The organism is Bradyrhizobium sp. USDA 4341, assembly GCF_054063755.1.
Genome location: NZ_JBSSGO010000001.1, coordinates 605,925 through 624,763 on the forward strand (window position 1 = coordinate 605,925; position 18,839 = coordinate 624,763).

At 60.6% G+C, this 18,839-nt stretch carries 23 protein-coding genes and 6 tRNA genes; 19 read left to right on the forward strand and 10 right to left on the reverse strand.

Going from position 1 to position 18,839, the window contains the following annotated elements; all coding sequences use genetic code 11:
• Positions 1-47 precede the first annotated feature (47 nt).
• A complete protein-coding gene (locus ACVIGB_RS02950) occupies positions 48-1,280 on the reverse strand; it encodes an RNA-guided endonuclease InsQ/TnpB family protein (protein ID WP_456718227.1) in 1,233 nt (410 codons plus the stop codon).
• 178 nt (positions 1,281-1,458) lie between these two features.
• On the opposite strand from ACVIGB_RS02950, the gene ACVIGB_RS02955 reads away from it, so the two are divergent.
• Both ACVIGB_RS02955 and ACVIGB_RS02960 read left to right on the forward strand, forming a co-directional pair.
• Positions 1,459-1,536 (forward strand) — tRNA-Met (locus tag ACVIGB_RS02955).
• Positions 1,537-1,596: 60 nt separating this feature from the next.
• Positions 1,597-1,672 (forward strand) — tRNA-Met (locus ACVIGB_RS02960).
• Positions 1,673-1,752: 80 nt separating this feature from the next.
• Here the strand turns inward: ACVIGB_RS02960 and ACVIGB_RS02965 are convergent.
• A complete protein-coding gene (locus ACVIGB_RS02965; protein ID WP_456718226.1) occupies positions 1,753-3,141 on the reverse strand; it encodes a pilus assembly protein TadG-related protein in 1,389 nt (462 codons plus the stop codon).
• Between the two features lie 317 nt (positions 3,142-3,458).
• Between ACVIGB_RS02965 and ACVIGB_RS02970 the strand changes: the two genes are divergently transcribed.
• The gene (locus ACVIGB_RS02970; protein ID WP_456718225.1) at positions 3,459-4,919 is read left to right on the forward strand and encodes a hypothetical protein; all 1,461 of its coding nucleotides are present in this window, start codon (positions 3,459-3,461) and stop codon (positions 4,917-4,919) included.
• A 135-nt stretch (positions 4,920-5,054) separates the two neighbouring features.
• Here ACVIGB_RS02970 and ACVIGB_RS02975 read toward each other — a convergent pair whose 3' ends face one another.
• The 3 genes from ACVIGB_RS02975 to ACVIGB_RS02985 all read right to left on the reverse strand — a co-directional run bounded on the left by ACVIGB_RS02975 (position 5,055) and on the right by ACVIGB_RS02985 (position 5,919).
• Entirely contained in the window at positions 5,055-5,255 is a 201-nt protein-coding gene (locus tag ACVIGB_RS02975) for a hypothetical protein (RefSeq protein ID WP_456718224.1), read from the reverse strand.
• Positions 5,255-5,434, reverse strand: coding sequence for a hypothetical protein (locus ACVIGB_RS02980; protein WP_456718223.1), 180 nt, complete (start codon positions 5,432-5,434; stop codon positions 5,255-5,257). The genes ACVIGB_RS02975 and ACVIGB_RS02980 overlap by 1 nt, the downstream gene beginning before the upstream one ends.
• 101 nt (positions 5,435-5,535) lie before the next feature.
• Positions 5,536-5,919 (reverse strand): hypothetical protein, encoded by a 384-nt coding sequence (locus tag ACVIGB_RS02985; protein ID WP_456718222.1) that lies wholly within the window; start codon positions 5,917-5,919, stop codon positions 5,536-5,538.
• Positions 5,920-6,042: 123 nt separating this feature from the next.
• On the opposite strand from ACVIGB_RS02985, the gene ACVIGB_RS02990 reads away from it, so the two are divergent.
• From ACVIGB_RS02990 to ACVIGB_RS03035, 10 genes are all read left to right on the forward strand, one after another.
• Positions 6,043-6,116: transfer RNA gene (locus ACVIGB_RS02990), tRNA-Arg, on the forward strand.
• Between the two features lie 107 nt (positions 6,117-6,223).
• Entirely contained in the window at positions 6,224-6,646 is a 423-nt protein-coding gene (locus ACVIGB_RS02995; RefSeq protein ID WP_456718221.1) for a hypothetical protein, read from the forward strand.
• 29 nt (positions 6,647-6,675) lie between these two features.
• A tRNA-Gln gene (locus ACVIGB_RS03000) sits at positions 6,676-6,749 on the forward strand.
• An 86-nt stretch (positions 6,750-6,835) separates the two neighbouring features.
• Positions 6,836-6,913, forward strand: a tRNA-Cys gene (locus ACVIGB_RS03005).
• 25 nt (positions 6,914-6,938) lie between these two features.
• Positions 6,939-7,838, forward strand: a complete 900-nt coding sequence (locus tag ACVIGB_RS03010) for a glutamate--tRNA ligase (protein WP_456718220.1) — start codon at positions 6,939-6,941, stop codon at positions 7,836-7,838.
• Positions 7,839-8,059: 221 nt separating this feature from the next.
• On the forward strand, positions 8,060-9,625 hold the full coding sequence (locus tag ACVIGB_RS03015; RefSeq protein ID WP_456718219.1) for a hypothetical protein: 1,566 nt from the start codon (positions 8,060-8,062) through the stop codon (positions 9,623-9,625).
• A 130-nt stretch (positions 9,626-9,755) separates the two neighbouring features.
• A tRNA-Arg gene (locus ACVIGB_RS03020) sits at positions 9,756-9,841 on the forward strand.
• 105 nt (positions 9,842-9,946) lie between these two features.
• Positions 9,947-10,240 (forward strand): hypothetical protein, encoded by a 294-nt coding sequence (locus ACVIGB_RS03025; RefSeq protein ID WP_456718218.1) that lies wholly within the window; start codon positions 9,947-9,949, stop codon positions 10,238-10,240.
• A gap of 4 nt (positions 10,241-10,244) precedes the next feature.
• Complete coding sequence (locus tag ACVIGB_RS03030) at positions 10,245-10,442, forward strand: hypothetical protein (protein ID WP_456718217.1); 198 nt, start codon at positions 10,245-10,247, stop codon at positions 10,440-10,442.
• 328 nt (positions 10,443-10,770) lie between these two features.
• Positions 10,771-11,400, forward strand: a complete 630-nt coding sequence (locus tag ACVIGB_RS03035; RefSeq protein WP_456718216.1) for a Mom family adenine methylcarbamoylation protein — start codon at positions 10,771-10,773, stop codon at positions 11,398-11,400.
• A 175-nt stretch (positions 11,401-11,575) separates the two neighbouring features.
• Here the strand turns inward: ACVIGB_RS03035 and ACVIGB_RS03040 are convergent, their stop codons facing one another.
• Positions 11,576-11,815 (reverse strand): DUF4314 domain-containing protein, encoded by a 240-nt coding sequence (locus tag ACVIGB_RS03040; protein ID WP_456718215.1) that lies wholly within the window; start codon positions 11,813-11,815, stop codon positions 11,576-11,578.
• A gap of 208 nt (positions 11,816-12,023) precedes the next feature.
• Here ACVIGB_RS03040 and ACVIGB_RS03045 point away from each other — a divergent pair, with 208 nt between their 5' ends.
• Positions 12,024-13,142, forward strand: coding sequence for a hypothetical protein (locus ACVIGB_RS03045; RefSeq protein WP_456718214.1), 1,119 nt, complete (start codon positions 12,024-12,026; stop codon positions 13,140-13,142).
• A gap of 216 nt (positions 13,143-13,358) precedes the next feature.
• Here the strand turns inward: ACVIGB_RS03045 and ACVIGB_RS03050 are convergent, their stop codons facing one another.
• From ACVIGB_RS03050 to ACVIGB_RS03060, 3 genes are read right to left on the reverse strand one after another with little or no spacing between them, the layout of a single operon-like run.
• Positions 13,359-13,727, reverse strand: a complete 369-nt coding sequence (locus ACVIGB_RS03050; RefSeq protein WP_456718213.1) for a hypothetical protein — start codon at positions 13,725-13,727, stop codon at positions 13,359-13,361.
• A 21-nt stretch (positions 13,728-13,748) separates the two neighbouring features.
• Complete coding sequence (locus ACVIGB_RS03055) at positions 13,749-14,018, reverse strand: hypothetical protein (protein ID WP_456718212.1); 270 nt, start codon at positions 14,016-14,018, stop codon at positions 13,749-13,751.
• Between the two features lie 20 nt (positions 14,019-14,038).
• Positions 14,039-14,239, reverse strand: coding sequence for a hypothetical protein (locus ACVIGB_RS03060; protein WP_456718211.1), 201 nt, complete (start codon positions 14,237-14,239; stop codon positions 14,039-14,041).
• A gap of 167 nt (positions 14,240-14,406) precedes the next feature.
• Here ACVIGB_RS03060 and ACVIGB_RS03065 point away from each other — a divergent pair, with 167 nt between their 5' ends.
• From ACVIGB_RS03065 to ACVIGB_RS03085, 5 genes are all read left to right on the forward strand, one after another.
• Positions 14,407-14,898, forward strand: coding sequence for a hypothetical protein (locus ACVIGB_RS03065; protein WP_456718210.1), 492 nt, complete (start codon positions 14,407-14,409; stop codon positions 14,896-14,898).
• A gap of 388 nt (positions 14,899-15,286) precedes the next feature.
• Positions 15,287-16,111 carry an SH3 domain-containing protein gene (locus ACVIGB_RS03070; RefSeq protein WP_456718209.1) on the forward strand — a complete coding sequence of 275 codons (825 nt, stop codon included), beginning with the start codon at positions 15,287-15,289 and terminating at the stop codon, positions 16,109-16,111.
• A 257-nt stretch (positions 16,112-16,368) separates the two neighbouring features.
• Positions 16,369-16,722 (forward strand): hypothetical protein, encoded by a 354-nt coding sequence (locus ACVIGB_RS03075; RefSeq protein ID WP_456718208.1) that lies wholly within the window; start codon positions 16,369-16,371, stop codon positions 16,720-16,722.
• Positions 16,723-16,788: 66 nt separating this feature from the next.
• The gene (locus ACVIGB_RS03080; RefSeq protein ID WP_456718207.1) at positions 16,789-17,106 is read left to right on the forward strand and encodes a hypothetical protein; all 318 of its coding nucleotides are present in this window, start codon (positions 16,789-16,791) and stop codon (positions 17,104-17,106) included.
• Between the two features lie 39 nt (positions 17,107-17,145).
• Complete coding sequence (locus ACVIGB_RS03085; protein WP_456718206.1) at positions 17,146-17,442, forward strand: I78 family peptidase inhibitor; 297 nt, start codon at positions 17,146-17,148, stop codon at positions 17,440-17,442.
• A gap of 68 nt (positions 17,443-17,510) precedes the next feature.
• On the opposite strand, the gene ACVIGB_RS03090 is transcribed toward ACVIGB_RS03085, so the two are convergent.
• Positions 17,511-18,713, reverse strand: a complete 1,203-nt coding sequence (locus tag ACVIGB_RS03090; protein ID WP_456718205.1) for an autotransporter outer membrane beta-barrel domain-containing protein — start codon at positions 18,711-18,713, stop codon at positions 17,511-17,513.
• Between the last annotated feature and the right edge of the window lie 126 nt (positions 18,714-18,839).

Consider the following 18,839-nt stretch of genomic DNA (forward strand, 5'->3'; position numbering starts at 1 on the left):
TATTCGGATTTCGGTGTTGAAGCACGTCGATCCTGGTCCGGAATGTCTTAAGCTGCTTTCGCAGCTTCAACATCCGTGTTTCCGGGACGACGCACGGGCTGAGGCCCCACGTTGGCGTCCCCGGGCGGCTTGCCCCGCCCGTCGTGCCGCAGGGCACGATCCAGTATGTTCAGCGCCGCATTGTGATCGCGGTGCAGGTCGGCACCGCAGCCGCAGCGATGGCGGCGCTCCGCCAGCGTCTTCTCCACCGCGGCGCCGCAGGACGAGCAGTCCCGCGAGGTGTTGCGTGGATCGATCTTCACCACCGTCCCACCGGCTCTTGCAGCCTTGTAGGTCAACAGTTCGATCAGACGCGCGGGCGATGCGTCCAGCATCGCCCGGTTCAACCCGGCCTTCTGCCTGACGTTCTTCCCCGGCTCGGCGGCCGTGCCCCTTGCCGAGCTGGTCAGGTTCTTCAAGCGAAGCTCTTCGACGCCGATCAGCGCGTAACGCCTGGCCAGATCGGCCGACACCTGGTGCAGGTGGTTGGAGCGGACGTTGGCGACCGCACGCTGAAGCCGGGCCAGACGCTCTCGGATCTTGGCGCGGCGCCTCGAGCCGCGCTTGCAGCGCGCCAGCGCGCGCTGCGCGATCCGCAGGTTGCGCTCGCGGCGAGACCGCGGACGCACGTTCTCGATATGCCGGCCCTCGCTCGTCGTCACGAGATGCTCGATGCCGACGTCAAGCCCGACGGCCGTCTCCGGCCGGGCATGAGTGGCGGCGACGGGGACATCAACCACCAGGCAAACGTACCAGTGCCGGCCCTTCCGCGAGAACGCCGCGGTCTTGATCGACGCGTCCGGCGGGAGCTCCCGATGCGGCCGCAGGCGCAGCGCGCCCGCCAGCGGCTTGAACCGCAGCTTGTTTCCCTGGAGCCGGATCCCGGCCCATTCGGCAAAGCCAAAACAGTCCCAGCGGCTCCTGCTCCGGAAGCGAGGGAAGCCGGCCTTCTGGCCGCGCTTCACGCGTCCGAAGAACCCCTTCATCGCGTCGTCGACGCGCCCCAGCGTCCACCGCGACAGGTTCGCGGGGACGTCGCCGTAGTCCGGGTCGAACGACCGGATCTGCGTCAAGGACTTGCACTGGTCGAACCTCGAGATCGAGACCTTCCGCTTCGCCCAGGCGTCGCGGCGCTCCTGCAGCGCGGCGTTGTACAGCTGGCGCTGCGACTCGCAGAGCCCCGCGAGAACAGCATATTGGCCGCGGGTCGGCGCCAGCTTGATGCGGTAGGTCAGAAACATTCAGTCAGTGCGTTCTTGTTGTGTTCCTGGTCGACCATGCCCGGCCGGCGACCGCTCATCAAGGACTCGTTCCAACACCGAAATCCGAATAGCCGAATTTCACAAGTTAAGCGATGACCGCGGATGTACCGGCATTGCTTCGCGGCAGCCATCCCCCATGGCGCCGCACTCCTCTTTTGGCGGGATAGAGCAGCCCGGATAGCTCGTCGGACTCATATTCCGAAGGTCGTCCGTTCAAATCGGACTCCCGCTACCACCCCTTATTTCATCGAAGAGGTTTAGCGCGACTTTGGGCACCCAGGTCCGAACCATTTACCGCAGGATAGAGGAGTCCGGGCGTCCTCGCTGCCCTCATGAGGCAGAGATCGTCGGTTCAAATCCGACTCCTGCAACCGTTGATGCCCCGGCGTTGAGCTCATTGCTCCGCCGGGGCGATGGCCGGACGTTCCCCCCCCCCCCCACGCAGCTTGCCTTACTGTGCGACTCGCAATTTCGAGATCGACGTTCCTATCTGGGCGAATGCTGTTGCGATCTGGCTCGGTTGGGTCAGCATGTAGAAGTTGCCCGGATTGCTCGCGCAGTAAGGAAGCACCGGAGATTGGCCCGCCCCGTCCGTGTCGATCTGAACGGTATAGATCGTCACATTGGTCTGCTTGATCGCGTCGCACATCTTCTTCATGCGGGTGTCGACGCCGGCGCCAGATCCGTTCGAGCCGTTTCCGGTCCAGCGGTTCTGGGTGTTCAGGCCATCCGTAAACAGCACGATCACATGCTGATACTGGTTATTGGGATCCTCCGAAGGGGCGTTCATCGGCGACTGCTGAAGCAACGACAGCCAACCCCACTGCAGCCCGATCGTCTGATTCGTGGCGCCTTGGGCAGTCATCGCGGTGATCGTGTTGTTCACCGCCGTCCAGTTGTAAGTCAGCGGCAGGATCGGCGCGACCGGGCACGACTGGTCCTGGTCAGCGATGAAGTTCGTCGCGTTAGACGTCGGCGCCGCGGAACTGATGTCATAGTTCTGATCGCGATCAGTCACACAACCATTCCACTGCGACGTGGACGGCGATCCCGGGTTATGGCCCCAAAGGTAGCCGTGACCGACGCACTGGGCGTAGGTGTACCAGTAGCCCTGGCTGCAATACGACTGTCCACGGCTATTGGTGTTGCTCGGATCCCAAAGGTCCCAGCGCAACCAGTTCGCGCCTGAATTCGCCTTGCCGACGTTCACGTCGACTTCGAACGGCACCACCGAGATGTAGACGTCGCCGTCCTTCTTCGCGAGCCCTGACAACTGGGTCACGAGGTTTTTGGCCGCCGTCTTCAGATTGCCGATCTTATTGTAGTCATTCATCGAACCCGTATTGTCGAGCACCAGCGACACGCGAAGCAGGCTGGTGCCCCATGTCGAAGTCGAACTGGCTGCAAAATTGACCGACGGAAAGCCGATCAGCTGCATGAAATCGCTTTTCACGGCTCCTGAGCCGTTAACCAGGATCGTCGACCCCTTGCCACTTGAACCCACGGTATAGGTCGCGGCGAGCTTGATGTTCTGCACACCCTGATACGTATAGAGGCCCGAGAAATAGCTCTGGGCCTTCGTCGGGACGTCGGTGACGGAGATTACATTTGACGAGAGGTCCTTCGCCACCATCAGCGCCGTCGAGTCTAAAGCCCCCTGCATGGCCGACCGAGCCGCGCTCGCGCGGCTATAGTCAACCGCGACGCCCACAAAGCCGAGCACCGGAAGGAGCGACAGCGCAAAAATGGCTGCGATGTTGCCGTCCCGGCTGTTGCCGAAGCGCTTGGCGAGGGAGGAGAGGCGGGAAAGGGATGGAATGGAAGAAAGAAATGCATTCACTGGGATTTTCATGCCCAGGTTGTATCGCTCCATCTCCAAATAGGACGTTAACTCGATAGATCGAATCCTTTCTAACCCAAGGATTCGATTATGCGCAGGTGTCCCGGGCCAAGGCGCTGTAAACGCGCTGGCTTCGGCCTTCTGGTTCAAGTCCCGCTCTGCGCACCACTAGCTGCATTATATTACCACTCCGCCTAGGTAGCTCAGGTTGGTGAGAGCGCCGGATTGAAATACAGGCTATTGGGATTTTGGTGTGTGATGCACGATCGTCTGCTTCGGAGTTGACGCAAGGAATAAACCGTGAACATCTTGGCGGAATGCAAACGATCCGGGTACCGTACAGGACCGACACGCGCGGCCGAGAGCTGATCGCCTCGCTTCGGCGCGTTCAGTCGGCGGCGGTTCGTTCAGCCTTTGCCAATGCGTCGCGCGGCGATGGCGGGCTCGTTGACGAGAAGGACCTACGGTTTCTGGTCAAGCAGAGGTTCGGCACTGGCGTTCTGGATTCCTGGGCGCTGCATTGCGCGGCCCGCGCCGGCCGGGCCAAGCGCAAGGCTTTTCCCGAGGGCAAGGTCGTGTTCGGTGGCAAGGGTCATCTCGAGCGCCGTCGCAAGGGTCTTATCAGGCCGGACGAATGGCGCGCCCGGCGCCTTCTGCCCTTCATCTCCTACGGCGACCGACAGAAGGCGTTCGGCAACCAGAATGTCCAGCTGATCGGCGAACGAACAATTCGCCTCAAAATCGGCCGCAGACTGTCTGGCGGTCGGAATGGGGGCGTAGTCACGGATACAGCCGAGCTTCACCTCACCCAGATGACCGGCAACGCCGGCGAGGTGCTGCGCCAGGTCGCAGACCTGTGCGCGAAGTCGCAGGAGAAGGACCGGATCAACGTCTCTTTTGCGATCGACGAGCGCTTTGTTTCGATCACGATCGATCCGGAGGATCTGCCGGACCATCCGGATCGGTGCAGGCCGGTGCAGGCGATCGCCGGCCGAGCCGTCGGCATCGACCTCAATCCGTCCTGGATCGGCCTGGCCGCGATCGCGAATGCGACCGATCCCGCGGCGCTTTCCCAGACGACACTGCTCGATTGGAAGCTGATCAAGCTCGAGCACGAGCCGCGCGCGCCAGCCGAGGCGGTGCGCGAGGTGCTCGCGGTCGCCGCCGATCGCGCCGTTCGCCTGGCGCGGCAATACGGCGCCGGCCTGATCGTGGTCGAGAAGGGGCTCGGCAAGCTGCGCAGCCGCGGCAAGAACCGCAAGCTGAACCAGTTGCTGAACCACTGGGGCAGGACGATCTTTTTGCAGATGCTTCGCCGCAAGGCGAACCTCGCCGGCATCAAGGTCGTCGAGGTGTGGGGTGGATACTCCACCACGATCGGCAACGCAGCGTTCGAGGCGCCCGATGCGTGCGCCTCCGCTTCAGAGATTGCGCGCAGGGGCTTGGCCCTGCGTGCGGGGATCAAGGACCTTTTTCCATCATTCTCGCGCGACGTGACACCTGGCCTATGGAAGGATCAGGTGATGCGGCCCGAGCTCCGCAAGGAGCTCGAACTCGCGAATGCGTGGCAAGAGGTCCACCGGGCAATCAAAGCGGCGAAGACGTTTGGCTACCGCCGCCCGCATCCGCGTCTCGACGCGGATCCCGGAGGCCGCCATCCGGACGGCATCGCGGTGCGACGGCTCGGCAGGCGCCGGCGGCCCGGGCTCATCGCTCGGCCCGTCGGACCCGGCCGGTCGAAGCAAACCAGTTCGGATAAACGTGAATTAGTCAGCTAATCCACACCAAAGTCCGAATAGCCGAAAAAGGCGCTGATGCTTTCGTCGCCCCGGCGACGGATTGCGCCCATAAATTCTCGTCAGATGGAAACATATTTGGTTCGCGCTCTTCTGGTTAGGCCGCCTTAATCAACGTCAGGAAAGCTCCAGCGAATAACTGCCGTCATCATCCTGTTTGAGTGATACCGAACTGATCAGCTCTACCTTTGCGCCTGCAATAAAGTAGATCGGGCAGGCTACAATCTTTCCGTTCTCGCCGACATGCTTGTTGAGGAAATCCAGCAGATCGAGAGTTTCCATTTCCAGGTCCGCCGAAGCGATTACTTTCTCACTCATCATTCCTCTCCCAGCAGTTCTTTGGCGGCGTCGCAGGCGGCCATGAATTTCATCACCTTCCGAAAGTCCCTTACCGTCGCCCCATTAAAAGCTCCGAGATTTACGTGCCCACACGCATCGACTAGCGTTTTGAGCGCTCTCTCCAACTCCACTTCGCGTGTCTGTTTAGCCTTCGCCATGGCCGCCTCCGTTGCTGACCTTGCCTTTATGATCGGTACCGGGGCCGATCTGGCTGCAGAGTCGTTCTGGTAAGATTCCAACCTTATTTGACGAAGAGCCGTTAGAGCCTCGCTGCCTGCCAAATGCCGGAGCAAACGTAGCTCGCCGACCAGGTGCCCGAGCCGTCCCGGGCGCCAAGCCGACCCGAGCCCCAGGCTGATCCCTTGGCATTGACCATCTTGACGCGGACGTCGCCGGCGCCGCCAACCGAACCGGAGACGCTGGCACCGGCGCTGTCGGAGACGATCTGGCCGTTTGCGATCTGAAACACGATCACCCCGTCTGAGCCGCAGTCTCCGCTCGTGGTGGAGATGCTCACCGACCAGCGGCCATCAAAGGGAGCTCCACCGCCCTGAGCTGCCCCCGGAATCTGGATGTATTCGGCGCCGGCCGGACCGGCCAGGAGCGCGATCGCGGTGGCGGCAAGGATGCAAGCACGGATCATGGATTTTCTTCCCTAGCGCCTGAATTCGTTCAGAACCTTAGAAAAAACATCCAAAGATCGCAACGTCGCCGCCAAGGATTAGGTTAACAACTCAGGGCCCCGCCGGCGTAGCGATCGTAGAATGCCTCCTTAGCTCAGCTGGATAGAGCGCTCGCTTGCGGAGCGAGAGGCCGGACGTTCGAATCGTCCAGGAGGCGCCCTCCTTTGTTTTTCACCAGATGATGCTTCAGACATCAAGCCGGTCGTTTCGGGTTGCGGCGCTGGCCGCTATGTTTGGGCGCATCGGAAACGAAAGGAAGCTCGAATGACCACCGCGCAATCGAAGGTGATCAAGGGTGTATTGTTGGGCGGCCCCAAGGGCTTGCGGCTCGTGCCGCTCGACGGCAACCAGCGTCTGCTTGAGTTCGGCCTTCAGGGTCAAGCGGCCGACGCCATCGACCACCTGCATCCTGAAGGAGTTGAGGCGTTCGCACGGATGATCCGCGAGCGGCCAAAGACAACCGTTTGCGGCGACTTCACTGTGCATCGGAACGGCCTGACCATCTCGCTGGTCCATGCCGACGTCCGCGCTGTCACCGACATCGAGCTCGCCGAAGCACACAGGATCGACCTCGATCAAGCACTCACGGAACTGCGTAACGCTGGCATACGCCCGACCATGTCGGCCGAAGAGCTCTTGGAGCTCACGCGCGGCGGGGATGATGAGCCAGTGGCTCCGTCCCCGTAGTCTCGCGGAAGGCTTTTATCATCCAGCTTTGGGGAATGGTGTAGCGGTAGCACGACGCGCTCTGACCGCGTTCGCCCTGGTTCAAATCCGGGTTCCCCAGCCACCTTTGCGCCTGCTCGGCGTGTCCGCAGAAGAACCTCCCCCGAGTATCCAGCTCAGACCTTAAACTCTCGACGATTTCACTCGATTGGCCACGTGGCAGAGAATGGTTATGCGGCAGCCTGCAAAGCTGCGTCGACACCGGCTCGAAACCGGTCGTGGCCTCCACCCCTTACCGACAAGGACAACCGCCATGTTCACCACCAGGATCGCACCGTCGCCGACCGGCTATATGCATGTCGGGACGGCCAGGACCGCCCTCTTCTGCTGGCTTGCGGCGCGCGCATCCGGCGGCCGGTTCATTCTCCGGATCGACGACACCGACGCTGACCGCAACCTTTCCGCCGCCGTCCAGCCGATCTTCGATGGTCTCGACTGGCTCGGGCTGGATCGCGATCTCACCGTCCGGCAATCCGACCGTACTGCCATCTACCGCCGGCACGCCCAAATGCTGCTCGACGCCGGCCTTGCAAACGTTGCAGACAACGGCGCCATCCTTCTCCGGATGCCATCCGACATGCCCGCGACCTGGACCGATGACATCGGTGGCCGCATGCCGGTGACGGCCGACGCGATGCGGACGATCGACGGCCTTCCCCTCATCCGCGGCGGCGACAAGTCCGGTCAGGCCACATATCAGTTTGCATCCGTGGTCGATGACTATGCGATGGGGATCGACTTCATCATCCGGGGAACCGACCATATCGCCAACACTGGCAAGCAGATCGCAATCTGGCTCGCACTGTCGAAAGTTGCCGGCGACCGTCCTTTGCCGCGGTTCGCCCATGTCGGACTGATCTTCAAGGACGGCAAGAAGATGAGCAAGCGCGACGGGGCAGCCAGCCTGCTGGATTATCGCGACGCGGCCACGGATCCGGACGCGATGTTCAACTTCTTGCTCCGCATGGGCTGGGGACCGAAGGTCGACGACAAATCGACCACGACGATCAATCGGGCGCGGGCATTGTCGCTATTCCTCGATGGCGGCAAGATGCGAGCGGCCAACTCAAATTTTGACGCCGCGAAGCTCGCGTTCTACGATCGGACCTATAAGCGGATAAAGGCGGCTGCGGCCCCAACTCCTGCGTTCTGATCATTGAAGACGCGGGTGTGCGCCGCCGGTAAAAATAATCGTTACGTGCTCGCTCGGTAACCATTCCGGGCTTGGCGGCCTTGCCATCATTCCCGAAGATTCCTATCTTGCCCGAGAAGCGCCTTGGTTCGCGCTTCCCTCTCCAGGCAAGCCTTATGGGCAGAACCGTCCAATGTGCTGTACCCGCGCCGCGGGTACGATCGCTTTGTACGGAGATCACCATGACTGCCAATCAGATTGTTTTGCCCACCTCGCGCGCGAAGAAAATCGCCAAGGGCATTCGCGAATTCGTCGACACCCTCTTCGGCCAGAGGCTTCCCCTCGGGTTCGGCCAGGATATGCTGGCAAAGGCCTTTGGGCACTCCGCTTGGCCGTCCCTCAAACAAGCATGCGATCGATCCTTAAGCCTTACATGGAGCCGTGAACGGTTGATCGCCGCATTAAACGCGGGTGCCGATCCAAAGCTTCCTCTCGCCGGATGCAAAGCCGTGGCGCGGATGGTCGAGCAGATGCTCGATGTCAGGCCCTACCCGCCGCGAGAGCTCAATGCGGCCATCCTGAAATTTCCATTCGACGATGTCGACTTCACGGCATGGGTCGACGACGTTCCTACGATGTGCAGACGCGGCGGCTTCGCCTCGCTGGTCGCCTCCACGATCGAGAGCGCCGGCACGGAACCCCAGCGTTTCCTGGCGCGGAACGCCGAGTCAGTCCTGCGTGCGATCTCCTATCTGGACAACGAAGCCGACCGGGATGTGGCGCGGTCGCACGTCGAACCGGTCATGACCACCCTGACCGCACTCGCCGGACGGCCGTGTCATCCCGCCTGGCCAGGACTCGTTCTCCCGACCCTCTCGTTGGTCTCTAAACCTGTCGTGCTCAACACCCTCCACGAAGTCCGTACGAGGCAATGGACCGAAAAAGACGTCTCACGCATCTTGGTCGGGGGCGCTTTCGGCTTCTTGCCTGACGCAGGCAAACAAACACACGAGGACAGTGTGAGCGTTGTTTGCAAGGCGCTCTCCGATCAGGGCGCAGCGGATCGTCTCAGCATGGAAGAGGCGGTAGCTTCCACCATTGGCGTAGCCATCCTCGAAATGCGTCTTGGCTACCTCCGGGCAAACCTCGAGCCGCCGAACCTGCAGGACGTGCAGGATCTGCCGGCGTCCCCCGTCAATTTGTCCGCCCGCATCCAGCTTTCTGAGGATGGTGCCCCGACCACGACCGACCTCGGCACCATGGGGAGCGGATGGCGCGAACTTCAAGACGGAGACCGGAAAATCGACGCAGTGTGGCACCGCGTTATCACACACGCGGACGCGGCCAAGAACATCCTGGCCGAGATCGAGCCGATCCGTGCGCTGATGGGACCACCGCTGGACAACCTCTCAACCGGTTCGGTCCAATCCCGAACCATGCATGTCGTCGGATATGGCGTCAACTGCGATGCGGTGATCCCGGCCGGGGCCGTCGTCGTCGACCGATGGCTGAAGGTTGAGGAGCAGAGCATTGATTGCTCAGTGGTGATTGAGGACATGACCGCTGGTCCGGACGAAAATCCTCCGGCTATCATCGAAGCCCTCATGTGTTCGGTGCACGACGTTTCCGAAGCCGACGTTTCCCGGCTACAGGCGCGAATGGACGCGTCGGACGAAGCACACATTGAAATCACCGTGAAATACAAGGCGGCACCGTTCACCCCGCGATACGAACGGCTTGTCGAGATTATCGGGGGCGGCCGCCTGGATCTCCACTCCGAGACCATTCCCCGGACCAGCACTCCATAAATCGCACGCTGAGCCTGCCGAGCTGACAGCGATCGATCGAGGAATGCCGCGGGAAACCCCTGCGACTTCCCGCGTATCGAATGCCACAGCGCTATTCTGGCACAGGGGGGATCGACGATCAGAGAGAATTGGAGAGGTGGCCGAGAGGCTTAAGGCGGTGGTTTTGCGAAATCGTTATGGGGTGAACACCCTATCGAAGGTTCAAATCCGTCTCCGCAATTTATTCGAAGGATTCGATTAACGCTTCGGTTCACCTTAATCCACGCTCCCTGGTTAATGTTGCTTAAGTCCCATGTTATGATGCTGGCCAAGGGGACAATCATGAAACTGACGGATCGCGACTATGATGTTCTGGGCGAGCTCGAGTTCGCAACGCGCAATCACACGGAGATTGGCTTCAGCGACGGCTGGGCGAAACCCATGGACTGTGGCGGCACCAACGGCTCGCATCACGGCGCCACCCTGGTGAAGCTCGCCAAGGCCGGACTGGCCGACAAGCAGGGCTACACGCCCGGCCGTCGGGCGGTCTGGATGTACAAGATCAACGACGCCGGCAAGGCCGCGTGGGCCCAGTATCGCGCGTCCAAGCGTGCATCCGGCGGTAAACGGAACTAACTCGATGAAACACCTTCTGTCGATCGACCTCCGCGGTCCAACCCTGGACCTTTGCGAGCCCGGTCTTCGCGTCATCGACGACGCCACCGGCGAGCACGTGGCCTCAATACTGCCGGACCAGAACGGACGCTACGATGCGCACGCCGGCCGCGAATTGTCCTTCATGATCAATCAGCGCTTTCCCTCGATCGCACGCCCATGACGCCGGGCGCACGAAGGGTTCTGGAGGAACTTGCGGCCAACGACCGTATCGACCTCGCTCAGGAAGGCATGTTTGCATATTGCGGGAATCGGCCAACGACGGCGCGCGTCGTCAGCGAGCTCCTGGGCCTGATGGCGATCTCCATCCTCTATCGAGACGGCTTCAAAACGAGCTTCACGACCTACGGAATCAACGATATCGGACGATCAATGCTGCGCCGGCCAGAGCTTGAAGCCGAGCTCCAAAAGGCGATCTGCACCAGGCGTTCGAAGCCGTTCCAGGTCGTCAACGACCAGATTGTTTTTCTCGAGCAAGGAAGCTCCGAACGATGCAAGCCAAAGCGCGTCTCCGCAAGGAAGACTGGGACGTCGGCGGGGTCTCGCGGGAAGTTGCCGAGGATCTGATCGCCTCCTATCACTACGCGCGAGGCGTCTCGTCCGTCGCGACAGCAGTACACGGGCTGTATCCGCTCGGCTGGCGATGGTATTTCGACTGTGTCGGCGTCGCCTGGTGGCTCCCTCCAACCCAATGGGCCGCTCGAGCGCTCGCTGGTGAAGACGACTGGCAGGGCGTGCTGTCGCTCTCGCGCCTTGCGATCGCGCCAGATGCTCCCGCAAACGCCGCGTCATTTATGCTCTCCCGGTCGATGCAAATGCTCGACCGCGACAGATGGCCACTTCTGGTGACGTATGCTGACACCTGGCAAGGCCATACGGGAAGGATCTACCTGGCTACGGGCTGGGACTACGCCGGCATGACCGAGCCCGAGGGGGTCTACACCCTGAACGGTCAGATGATCGCGCGGAAGGCCGGCAAGCGCTCCAGAACTCACACCGAAATGCTCGAGCTCGGCGCCGTGCATCACGGCAACTTCGCAAAGCACCGGTTCATCCATCGCCGTCCGAAGAACTGGAAGCTTTACAAGCCAACGTTTGTGGTTCGCGGACGGGCGGCTTGAACGACGCCGGTGGTCAACGGCCTACTGAACAGTCGGCCGAGACGTCCTGCGTCGCAACGGCACGTAACCCGCCCCGAATTCGAACTCGATCGCGGCGAGATGCCAATCAGCTGACTCGGCTGGGGTCGGGCTTCTTCCAATCTCGCAATCCTGTCGCGGTGCGCATACCCGCCCCTTACGGATGCGACGTCGGTTGTGGAAGCTTTATCGCGACATCGGGCGGTACGACCAGGCTTAGTGCGCGGCCGCTATCCCATTCCACTGTCACTTGCCATGCATTCTGGAACCATCCCGGTTTCATCGCGACCGTTCCCGTCGAGCCTGCCGGGATCGGGTCCGGATCGTTGGTCATCGAGACCAGTTCTATCCGGTCGCCTTCGTTGAACGGAGGCTCCTCTCCCCTCGGATGCAGCATTTGGTCAACCTCCCGTTCACTGCGGCGTGAGGAACCTACAGGAAAGGCGTCTTCCTGTCGCCGGTCCATGCAACGAGCCCTTCAACGTTCTCACGATCACGGCCGGCGCCGGCCAGCTTGACTCAGCCGCCGCCCGCCTGCAAACCGATACCGGTCGGCGCGATGTCTTTGGCGAATCAGTCGACAGCATGGTCCACAGGAGTTGCTTGTGCCGTCCGACCACGACATCGCCAACGAGCTGATCCGCGAGAGTTATCGCACCAAGAGCAAGATCGAGCGCATCTCTAGGCGCCCGGCGCCGGCGCTTCGCCGTGCCATCGCCAACGCCAAGCGGTTCATGCTTGACGAAGCCATGTCCGCCTTCGTCGCTGAATTGGCAACGGTGCCCTTCAAGGTCGCCCCCGAGCGCCGACCTGACATCCTGAGCAGCCTGAGGCATTCGGCCCGCCTGCCATTCCCGTCCGTCTTCATTCAGTACGACGGCCTGGCGTTTCAGCGCGCCCTGTACCAGGCCTATGTAGACGCGCCCACCCAATGGGGTGAGCCGCAAACCCCTCCCGATCCAGCGCGCACGATCTGTGACCGAGCTTGGCTTTGCGAAGCTGATCCGTCCGATCCCGACCTGATCTGGATCTCAACCTTTATGGTGGTCGACAACAAGGTCGCGACCGTGCCGTTCCGGTATGCCTACCGTACAGACGATCGAGGCTTCCATCCGAAGCTGCAGGTCGACATCTCTGCCGGAATGCTCGGGCACGGGATGGTGGGCCTCATTGAGGCAAATATCGGCGTTCGTTACGCGAGCCCGTTGAAGTCGTTTCGCGATGCTGACCTCGTCGAGGTAGTCGACACAGAATGCGGCGTGCTTCCGACCTTCCAGGTCCACTCGCTGGTCCAGGATTTCGGTTGCGTGCGTGAAGTGATTGCCCTGCTCAGCACGCTGAACCACATTCCCAAAACCGAAACTGAAGTCCGGCCTGCGAAGACTTACATGGCCGACGCGCGGGTCCGGAACTATCTCGAGCACACCACATTGCGGATCGAGCTGCCCGCTCGCCATTCGCTGCGTACGCTTGCCAAGCGGCTGATAGCAAAGGCCAGGCGAGGCTGGCACCAGGTGCGGCCACACTGGCGCATCTATCATCGAGGCGAACACTTCTGTGCCTCGCATGCTGCGCATGTTTGGCTGGAGGCCGACATCACCGGTCACGCGAACTGCAAACTATGCGATGCCCGCCGGGTCTGGATCGTTCTTCCCGACGGCCGCGGCGATCCAGCGATCAGTATTCGCACCCACAAGTATTTGCTGACCCACCCTCAAGACTGATGGCCGGCCGGCGCATCCGCGGTACCGGACGCCTCACCTGTATGCTCAGTTTCAGCACGCAGGTCCTGCTCCTCGAGCTCGGCGCACGAGAGGCAATAGAACATCGGCAACGGCGCGCTGCTGTGCGTCTTCCCAAGCAGCCCACCGCAGTTCCAGCAGGTTATCTCATACACGAGCTGTCACTCTCAAATCAGCACTCGGATCGAGTAGATATCATTAATCGGCATTGTTGACTTTCCGGCGCGCATGGATCGCGTGCCACACTTCCTTCGGTTCGGCGATCAGATCGCGCCGGCGCGCAATCTCTTCCTCACCGAGGTTCTCATTTCGAGCCGCCCAAAAATACTCGTTGGCCTCAGAAAACCGCTTGTAGGTCGCTCCGTGATGCCCGAAGGACTTGCGCGATATCCGCAGCGCTGATCCATGATGCCAGGCGTCAAACTGACCCTTGCCATATTGCGCATCCAGGGCAGCCAGCGCGCCCGCCTGATCGAGATCGCCGCGAGGATACAGGAGCAACGCCTCCGTATCATCCAGCTTTGCTGCGTCAACGAGCCAGTTCTCGCGCGTCGTGTTGATCGTCATGAGGTGTTCCTCGAAACCTCGCTAACCCATGCCGGTCGCGGCAAGCACGTCGGAAACTTCAGCGGCGCTCTGCAGCTCCGGCTCGAGCGAGGCGCGGCCCGCGGCGGTAATCTCGACCGGGCAGTGCATGAGGTCGGCACCTTTCGCGATGAAACCGGACTGATCCCCGTCCCGGTTCACAACAACCCAGCCGCGCTCGATCAGGTCATCCAGCGTCTTGCCATGGCACTCGCCATATTGACCCGGCCCCGACAAAAGCCACTCCAGCAGAAGTTTCATTTCCTTCGTCATCTGATCACCAGTCAAAATTCCTACAGCCAACTTTTCAACCTGACCCTCGTTTGGTCATCGAGCTTGCGAGAAGTTCCCTCAATCCGTTCGCCTCGGGGGCGAGCAGCGTCGGCAATCCACCACTGCGTCTTCGGATAGAAGGACAACCAGACGGTGACGAAAACCCCATCCAAAAGGTAGTGACCTTCGCGGATGCCGCTCTTCTCTTCCTTGGCTGCCACGCGCCTATTCCGCTCTCGATTAAGGTCCGCTCGGCTCATCTCATCGACACTCCTCGGTCGACCGATCCTATGGCAAGACTGAATAGAAACGTCCATCCACCGCGTTGCTCAACCGTTAACGAATCCTTGGTTGACCGCTGCTGCTTACGCGGGAATGATCCCCGATCATGAGCCAAGCTCCCGTCAACGACGTCCAACAGGCCCTGGTCTACGGTTTCGAGAAGGATTTCGTGGAACCCCACGCGCCAGCCGTCATGAGCCGCGAGGAAATCGTGGAGCTGGTGCTGCGCGCCTCCCGATTGGCCCGCATTCAGGCTCCCGAGGTCATTTTCGGGGGAGATAATTCCTGGCCCTGTCTCGCAGACGTCCGCGCCCGCAAACTCACGGTTCAGGTCTGGGGACGGAATCCCACCACGGTCCTCCACGAGGTCGCCCACCAGGTCACGGCAGATGATCCAGAAGGGCTCGCCGAGATGCTTAGCGGCCAGGCGCACGGTCCTCAATTCCTTCGAAATGCGATCGAGCTCTATTCAGATTTCATCCGGATCCCGCGTACCGGCCTGGAGCGGTCGGCGTGCCGTTTTGGCCTGAAGGTCGCTCCGCGGCGCGTGTATGACGCTCCGTCAACGGCGCCCTTCTACGACGGCGATTCGTTCTAAGCCACGGTGACGTGTTGATCGAGGAAGTTGAGCCTCGTTGCCCGGCCAGCGCCGACCTTGAAGCCCGCCAGCACGAGCAGCACTTCAGGCCGGTCATTGCCGCCGGCACCGCGGAGATCGGCGAGCTCGTGAGAGCAGAGCTCGCAAGTTCACCTGCGCGCAATCCCTCCGCCAGATCCTCCTGGCTGTCTGAAGATTTCCGAAATCGGCTTTCTGCTGGTTCTGTGCGCCTTGACGTTCGCCTCGCTTCGATCGACCGCAGAGGCACCCTCGCGAGGTGAACGCACCTCTCGGGTTTGCTTCGAGACCGCTTCAACCTGAATCCTTTCCCTCGCGCCGTAACCCATTTGGGTCATGAAGGCGCTCTCCGGAGCTCTATGCGTTACTGATGGACTTGAAAGACAACACCGTGCAAAAACAGCTCGCAATTCTCGTCTGCTTTACGGCTTTAACCATTCCGGCGTCTTCCTTCGCCGATGACACGCAGATCGCCGAACAGCTTCTGGAAAGCGCGATCGCCTGCCCGGTCCCGCCGGCCACCATCCACGAGATGGACACTCCGCTGACGGTCTTGACCCGTTCGACGTTCAAAGGAAACGGGACCAGCTTTCGCGTAACCAAGAACTCGCGAACCCTCTTCTACGACGACGCCATATTGAGGTTCGCTGGCGATCCCGATGCTCGTCGGAACGGCCGAGGCCAACCGAGGGAGACGAGCGGCCAGACCATCGACCAGGCGAACTACGGGGATCTTCAACCTCCCGAGATCGCGGAAGATCCCGAAGGTCGCTATCTCACGATGTACTGTCGGTCCAAGCAGCAATGCGTTCAGTCCGAGACCTCGCGCGACTTTGGCGCGCCGGACGAGCGCGAGAGCCAGGTGACGCTAGACCATGTGTATTTTCGGTTCTGCGACGAAGCCACCCTCCAAAACGCCAAAGCCGCCTTCGACGCGTTGATCGCGACCGCCAAGCCCGTGGCAAGTCAGCTCGCCACGCGCACGGTAAAGACCACTATCTCGGGCGGTTACATCAACCTGCGTGCGGGACCTGGCCTCGATCAAGACGTGATTATCCAGATCCCATCTGGCGAGACCATCGCCGTCGACGAAGCGCGCTGCAAGCCGGGCAGCGACGGAAGAACCACATTCCCATTTTGCCCGACAACCTGGAACGGCAAGAGTGGTTGGACATCCTCCAGCGGCTTCAACTAAGGCTCGGGAGAGCTCGCGGTGCAACTTAAATCGACTTCAAAACAGCCCAGGCCAACCCTGCTGAGCCTAGTCGTCCTGCTCGGCGGCGCCCGTCACGACGCTCGAGCCAACCGGAGGCGATCAAGTCGGCCGCCTGAAAGTCAGCATTTACAACCCGGATCCAACGGTCGCGATCCTCAAAAGGTTGCGCCACTGGATGAGTTTCATTACTACTCAACTACTTTGAGAGTGAAGCACTACCGTACACGGGAGCTGAAATGAACGAAGCGTCTAGATGGACCCAGTTGCTTCTTTCCATTTCGAGAGTTGCCGAAGTCGCATTACTGAATACGTTTTTGTCCCTCGCTCTAGCGGTCGTGCCCGCGCGCGCCCAAACTTCGGAGGCGACGGTGTGCCATCAAAGAATCGTCGATTGCCTCAAGAGTTGTGAGCAAGCAGAACAATTCTTCTCTGACCGCAACATTGCGTTCAAACATCCGTCCTCCTCCTGCGGGTGCGATGTTCGCGGCGCTATCAAAGAAGGTAGATACTGTTTTTCCATTGACTCTCGTTATAGTGCCGAGTTCCGCGACATTCTTAATGCGAGAGGGATTCATACTCATGACGATTAGTGGCAAGCCAGTTCGTCAGGGGCTAAATCCCCCAATCTACCTGCAGGCCAAACGACGAGATCGCCGATGCTAAAGAAGACCACAGAGCACACACGCGGCATCTTCACTATCAAGGAATGCCGCTACGATTCAAAGCTGATCGAGATCAGCTTCTACGTGCCGCCCTGCTTGCCAGGTGCTGGCCCCGTTCTGCGCGGCGTGGTCAGCCGGCAAGGACCGGGCTGCAAGTACGTCGCCTATACCAATCTTCGCAACCGGGTTGCTATCGGCCTTAAGAAAGAGACTGTCATCGCCACAACGATCGCCGAGATCGAGCGCGACATGCATCAAGACGGGAGTCTTCGCTTCTACGGGCAGACTGGAAGTCAAAACCGCCAGATCTGACCTCGCCACAAGGCACAACTTCATCTCGAGCCGAATATTATGGCAAAGCGTTTCATCATCACGCTCCTTCTCGTGCTCTCTTCCGCACAGATTGGAATGGCCAAGGATGGCGCCGCACCTGCAAAATCTGGACGCAAACCAGACTTGTCGATCTGTGGCAGCAATGATCTCGCGACCTACGTTGGTCAGCCGGTTGGCACGCTGGAGGGAAAAACTCCGCCAAACGCAAGGCTCATCCCTGAAGGAAATGCAATGACGATGGATGTTCGCGCGGACCGTCTAACCGTCATCTACGCGAACCGATCCGGCGTGATCTTGAAAATGTACTGCGGCTAGAGGGATTGAAAGAAAAAAGCCCCGCCGTTAGGCGGGGCACTGAGTCACTTGGAGAGAGTTCGAGCTACCTAGAACGTCCAGCGGAGGCCCGCGGTCGTTCCGTAAGCCGTCAGTCCCGATATCCCGCTGCCGTGAGCCTCGATGAAGCTCGAGAACGTGGGTGTCCAGAGAATGTTCAGCTTTCCTGACGCACGGCCGCCGACCTGACCAGTCGCGACGCCGCTTCCTGTTGTAATGGGTGTTGTCACACCAGTCCCGGCCACCGAGATTGAGCTGACGCCGCTTTGCGCAACGATCGAGAATGCTTCCAGCTTTAGCGACGGCTGAACACGCGTTCCGTTCCACGTGGTGTCCGTTCCGAAGCGCGCACCACCGTGCACCTCCGTGTTGTCGCCGGTCTGCACCCCGAAGCCTGACGTGAAGGTTTGCGTATAGGTCGCGCCGACCGTCGGCTCGATGAAGAAGCCGTTGGCGAGATCGAACTTATATTGGACGTTCGGGGCGTAGCTCACACCGGTGGTATCCGAATTCGGATTCGTGATTACACCAGCTGACGCCAAGCGCGCCGTTGTCCAGGTCCCGTCAATTGTGAAATCGACCGAGAAGCCACCGTTGGTGTAGGCGATCGTGCCGGCGCCAACGCCAGTGCTTGAATCGGTCCCAGGCGCATTGCTCCAGACCCCACCGCCAGTGAAGATAACGGTCAAAGCGTCGTACTGGCTGGAAATGCCGATCTTGGTGACGTCGATAGCGCCCGTGACGCCATACGAGCTCGTGGTGATGCCTGCCGCCCGGCTCCAATCCGCCGATCCAGTCAGGTTGACACCGTAGAGCCATGTCGGCACCGCCGGTGCCGGAGGTGGCGCTTTGGTATAGAGTGGAGCCTTCGCATAGCCGAGGGCAGCGAACGGATCGCTGCCCTGATAGGCCGGTTCATCTTCGCCGCTGAATTGCATCCGCCCTGGCGTCGGCACAGCGAGCCGACGGCTCTGGATCTGGTCGCGCACGTTCTGCAGGACGTTTTGGATCACATTCTGAATCACGCGATCGGCGATTGCGTCGGCCTTTGCCGGGCTGGCGGCAACCAGCAGCGCTGGTATTGATGCGGTAAGCAATGCCACCTTCGCGTGCTTAAAACCCTTAATTGCTTTGAAATCCATCTTCTCGTCCCCTGACCCCGCCTGGCTCCCCGCGGGCCGTGAATCGCAGACTGCGCCTGCAAGAACAACGTTCTGACTGTAGTTGCGGCCACATCGACGGTCGTCACCCATTTGAGGTACGTTTCCCGCCCAGCAGTCAAATTCAACCAGCCGATGCAAAAATGTCACAACGTTTCCCGTGTTTCTCCGTAGTTTCCCCGGCCTGAATCCGCTGGACAACCCTACGTAGACTGCGAC

Excerpts from the sequence above, each read along its gene's own strand:
- ACVIGB_RS02950 (WP_456718227.1), bottom strand. The coding sequence starts at position 1,280 with ATGTTTCTGACCTACCGCATCAAGCTGGCGCCGACCCGCGGCCAATAT.
- ACVIGB_RS02985 (WP_456718222.1), bottom strand. The coding sequence starts at position 5,919 with ATGATCCGTGCTTGCATCCTTGCCGCCACCGCGATCGCGCTCCTGGCC.
- ACVIGB_RS03080 (WP_456718207.1), top strand. The coding sequence starts at position 16,789 with ATGCTAAAGAAGACCACAGAGCACACACGCGGCATCTTCACTATCAAG.
- ACVIGB_RS03030 (WP_456718217.1), top strand. The coding sequence starts at position 10,245 with ATGAAACACCTTCTGTCGATCGACCTCCGCGGTCCAACCCTGGACCTT.
- ACVIGB_RS02995 (WP_456718221.1), top strand. The coding sequence starts at position 6,224 with ATGACCACCGCGCAATCGAAGGTGATCAAGGGTGTATTGTTGGGCGGC.
- ACVIGB_RS02975 (WP_456718224.1), bottom strand. The coding sequence starts at position 5,255 with ATGAGTGAGAAAGTAATCGCTTCGGCGGACCTGGAAATGGAAACTCTC.
- ACVIGB_RS03025 (WP_456718218.1), top strand. The coding sequence starts at position 9,947 with ATGAAACTGACGGATCGCGACTATGATGTTCTGGGCGAGCTCGAGTTC.
- ACVIGB_RS03010 (WP_456718220.1), top strand. The coding sequence starts at position 6,939 with ATGTTCACCACCAGGATCGCACCGTCGCCGACCGGCTATATGCATGTC.
- ACVIGB_RS03050 (WP_456718213.1), bottom strand. The coding sequence starts at position 13,727 with ATGACGATCAACACGACGCGCGAGAACTGGCTCGTTGACGCAGCAAAG.
- ACVIGB_RS03035 (WP_456718216.1), top strand. The coding sequence starts at position 10,771 with ATGCAAGCCAAAGCGCGTCTCCGCAAGGAAGACTGGGACGTCGGCGGG.
- ACVIGB_RS03075 (WP_456718208.1), top strand. The coding sequence starts at position 16,369 with ATGAACGAAGCGTCTAGATGGACCCAGTTGCTTCTTTCCATTTCGAGA.
- ACVIGB_RS02970 (WP_456718225.1), top strand. The coding sequence starts at position 3,459 with ATGCAAACGATCCGGGTACCGTACAGGACCGACACGCGCGGCCGAGAG.
- ACVIGB_RS03015 (WP_456718219.1), top strand. The coding sequence starts at position 8,060 with ATGACTGCCAATCAGATTGTTTTGCCCACCTCGCGCGCGAAGAAAATC.
- ACVIGB_RS03065 (WP_456718210.1), top strand. The coding sequence starts at position 14,407 with ATGAGCCAAGCTCCCGTCAACGACGTCCAACAGGCCCTGGTCTACGGT.
- ACVIGB_RS02980 (WP_456718223.1), bottom strand. The coding sequence starts at position 5,434 with ATGGCGAAGGCTAAACAGACACGCGAAGTGGAGTTGGAGAGAGCGCTC.
- ACVIGB_RS03040 (WP_456718215.1), bottom strand. The coding sequence starts at position 11,815 with ATGCTGCATCCGAGGGGAGAGGAGCCTCCGTTCAACGAAGGCGACCGG.
- ACVIGB_RS03090 (WP_456718205.1), bottom strand. The coding sequence starts at position 18,713 with ATGGGTGACGACCGTCGATGTGGCCGCAACTACAGTCAGAACGTTGTT.
- ACVIGB_RS03070 (WP_456718209.1), top strand. The coding sequence starts at position 15,287 with ATGGACTTGAAAGACAACACCGTGCAAAAACAGCTCGCAATTCTCGTC.
- ACVIGB_RS03085 (WP_456718206.1), top strand. The coding sequence starts at position 17,146 with ATGGCAAAGCGTTTCATCATCACGCTCCTTCTCGTGCTCTCTTCCGCA.
- ACVIGB_RS03055 (WP_456718212.1), bottom strand. The coding sequence starts at position 14,018 with ATGACGAAGGAAATGAAACTTCTGCTGGAGTGGCTTTTGTCGGGGCCG.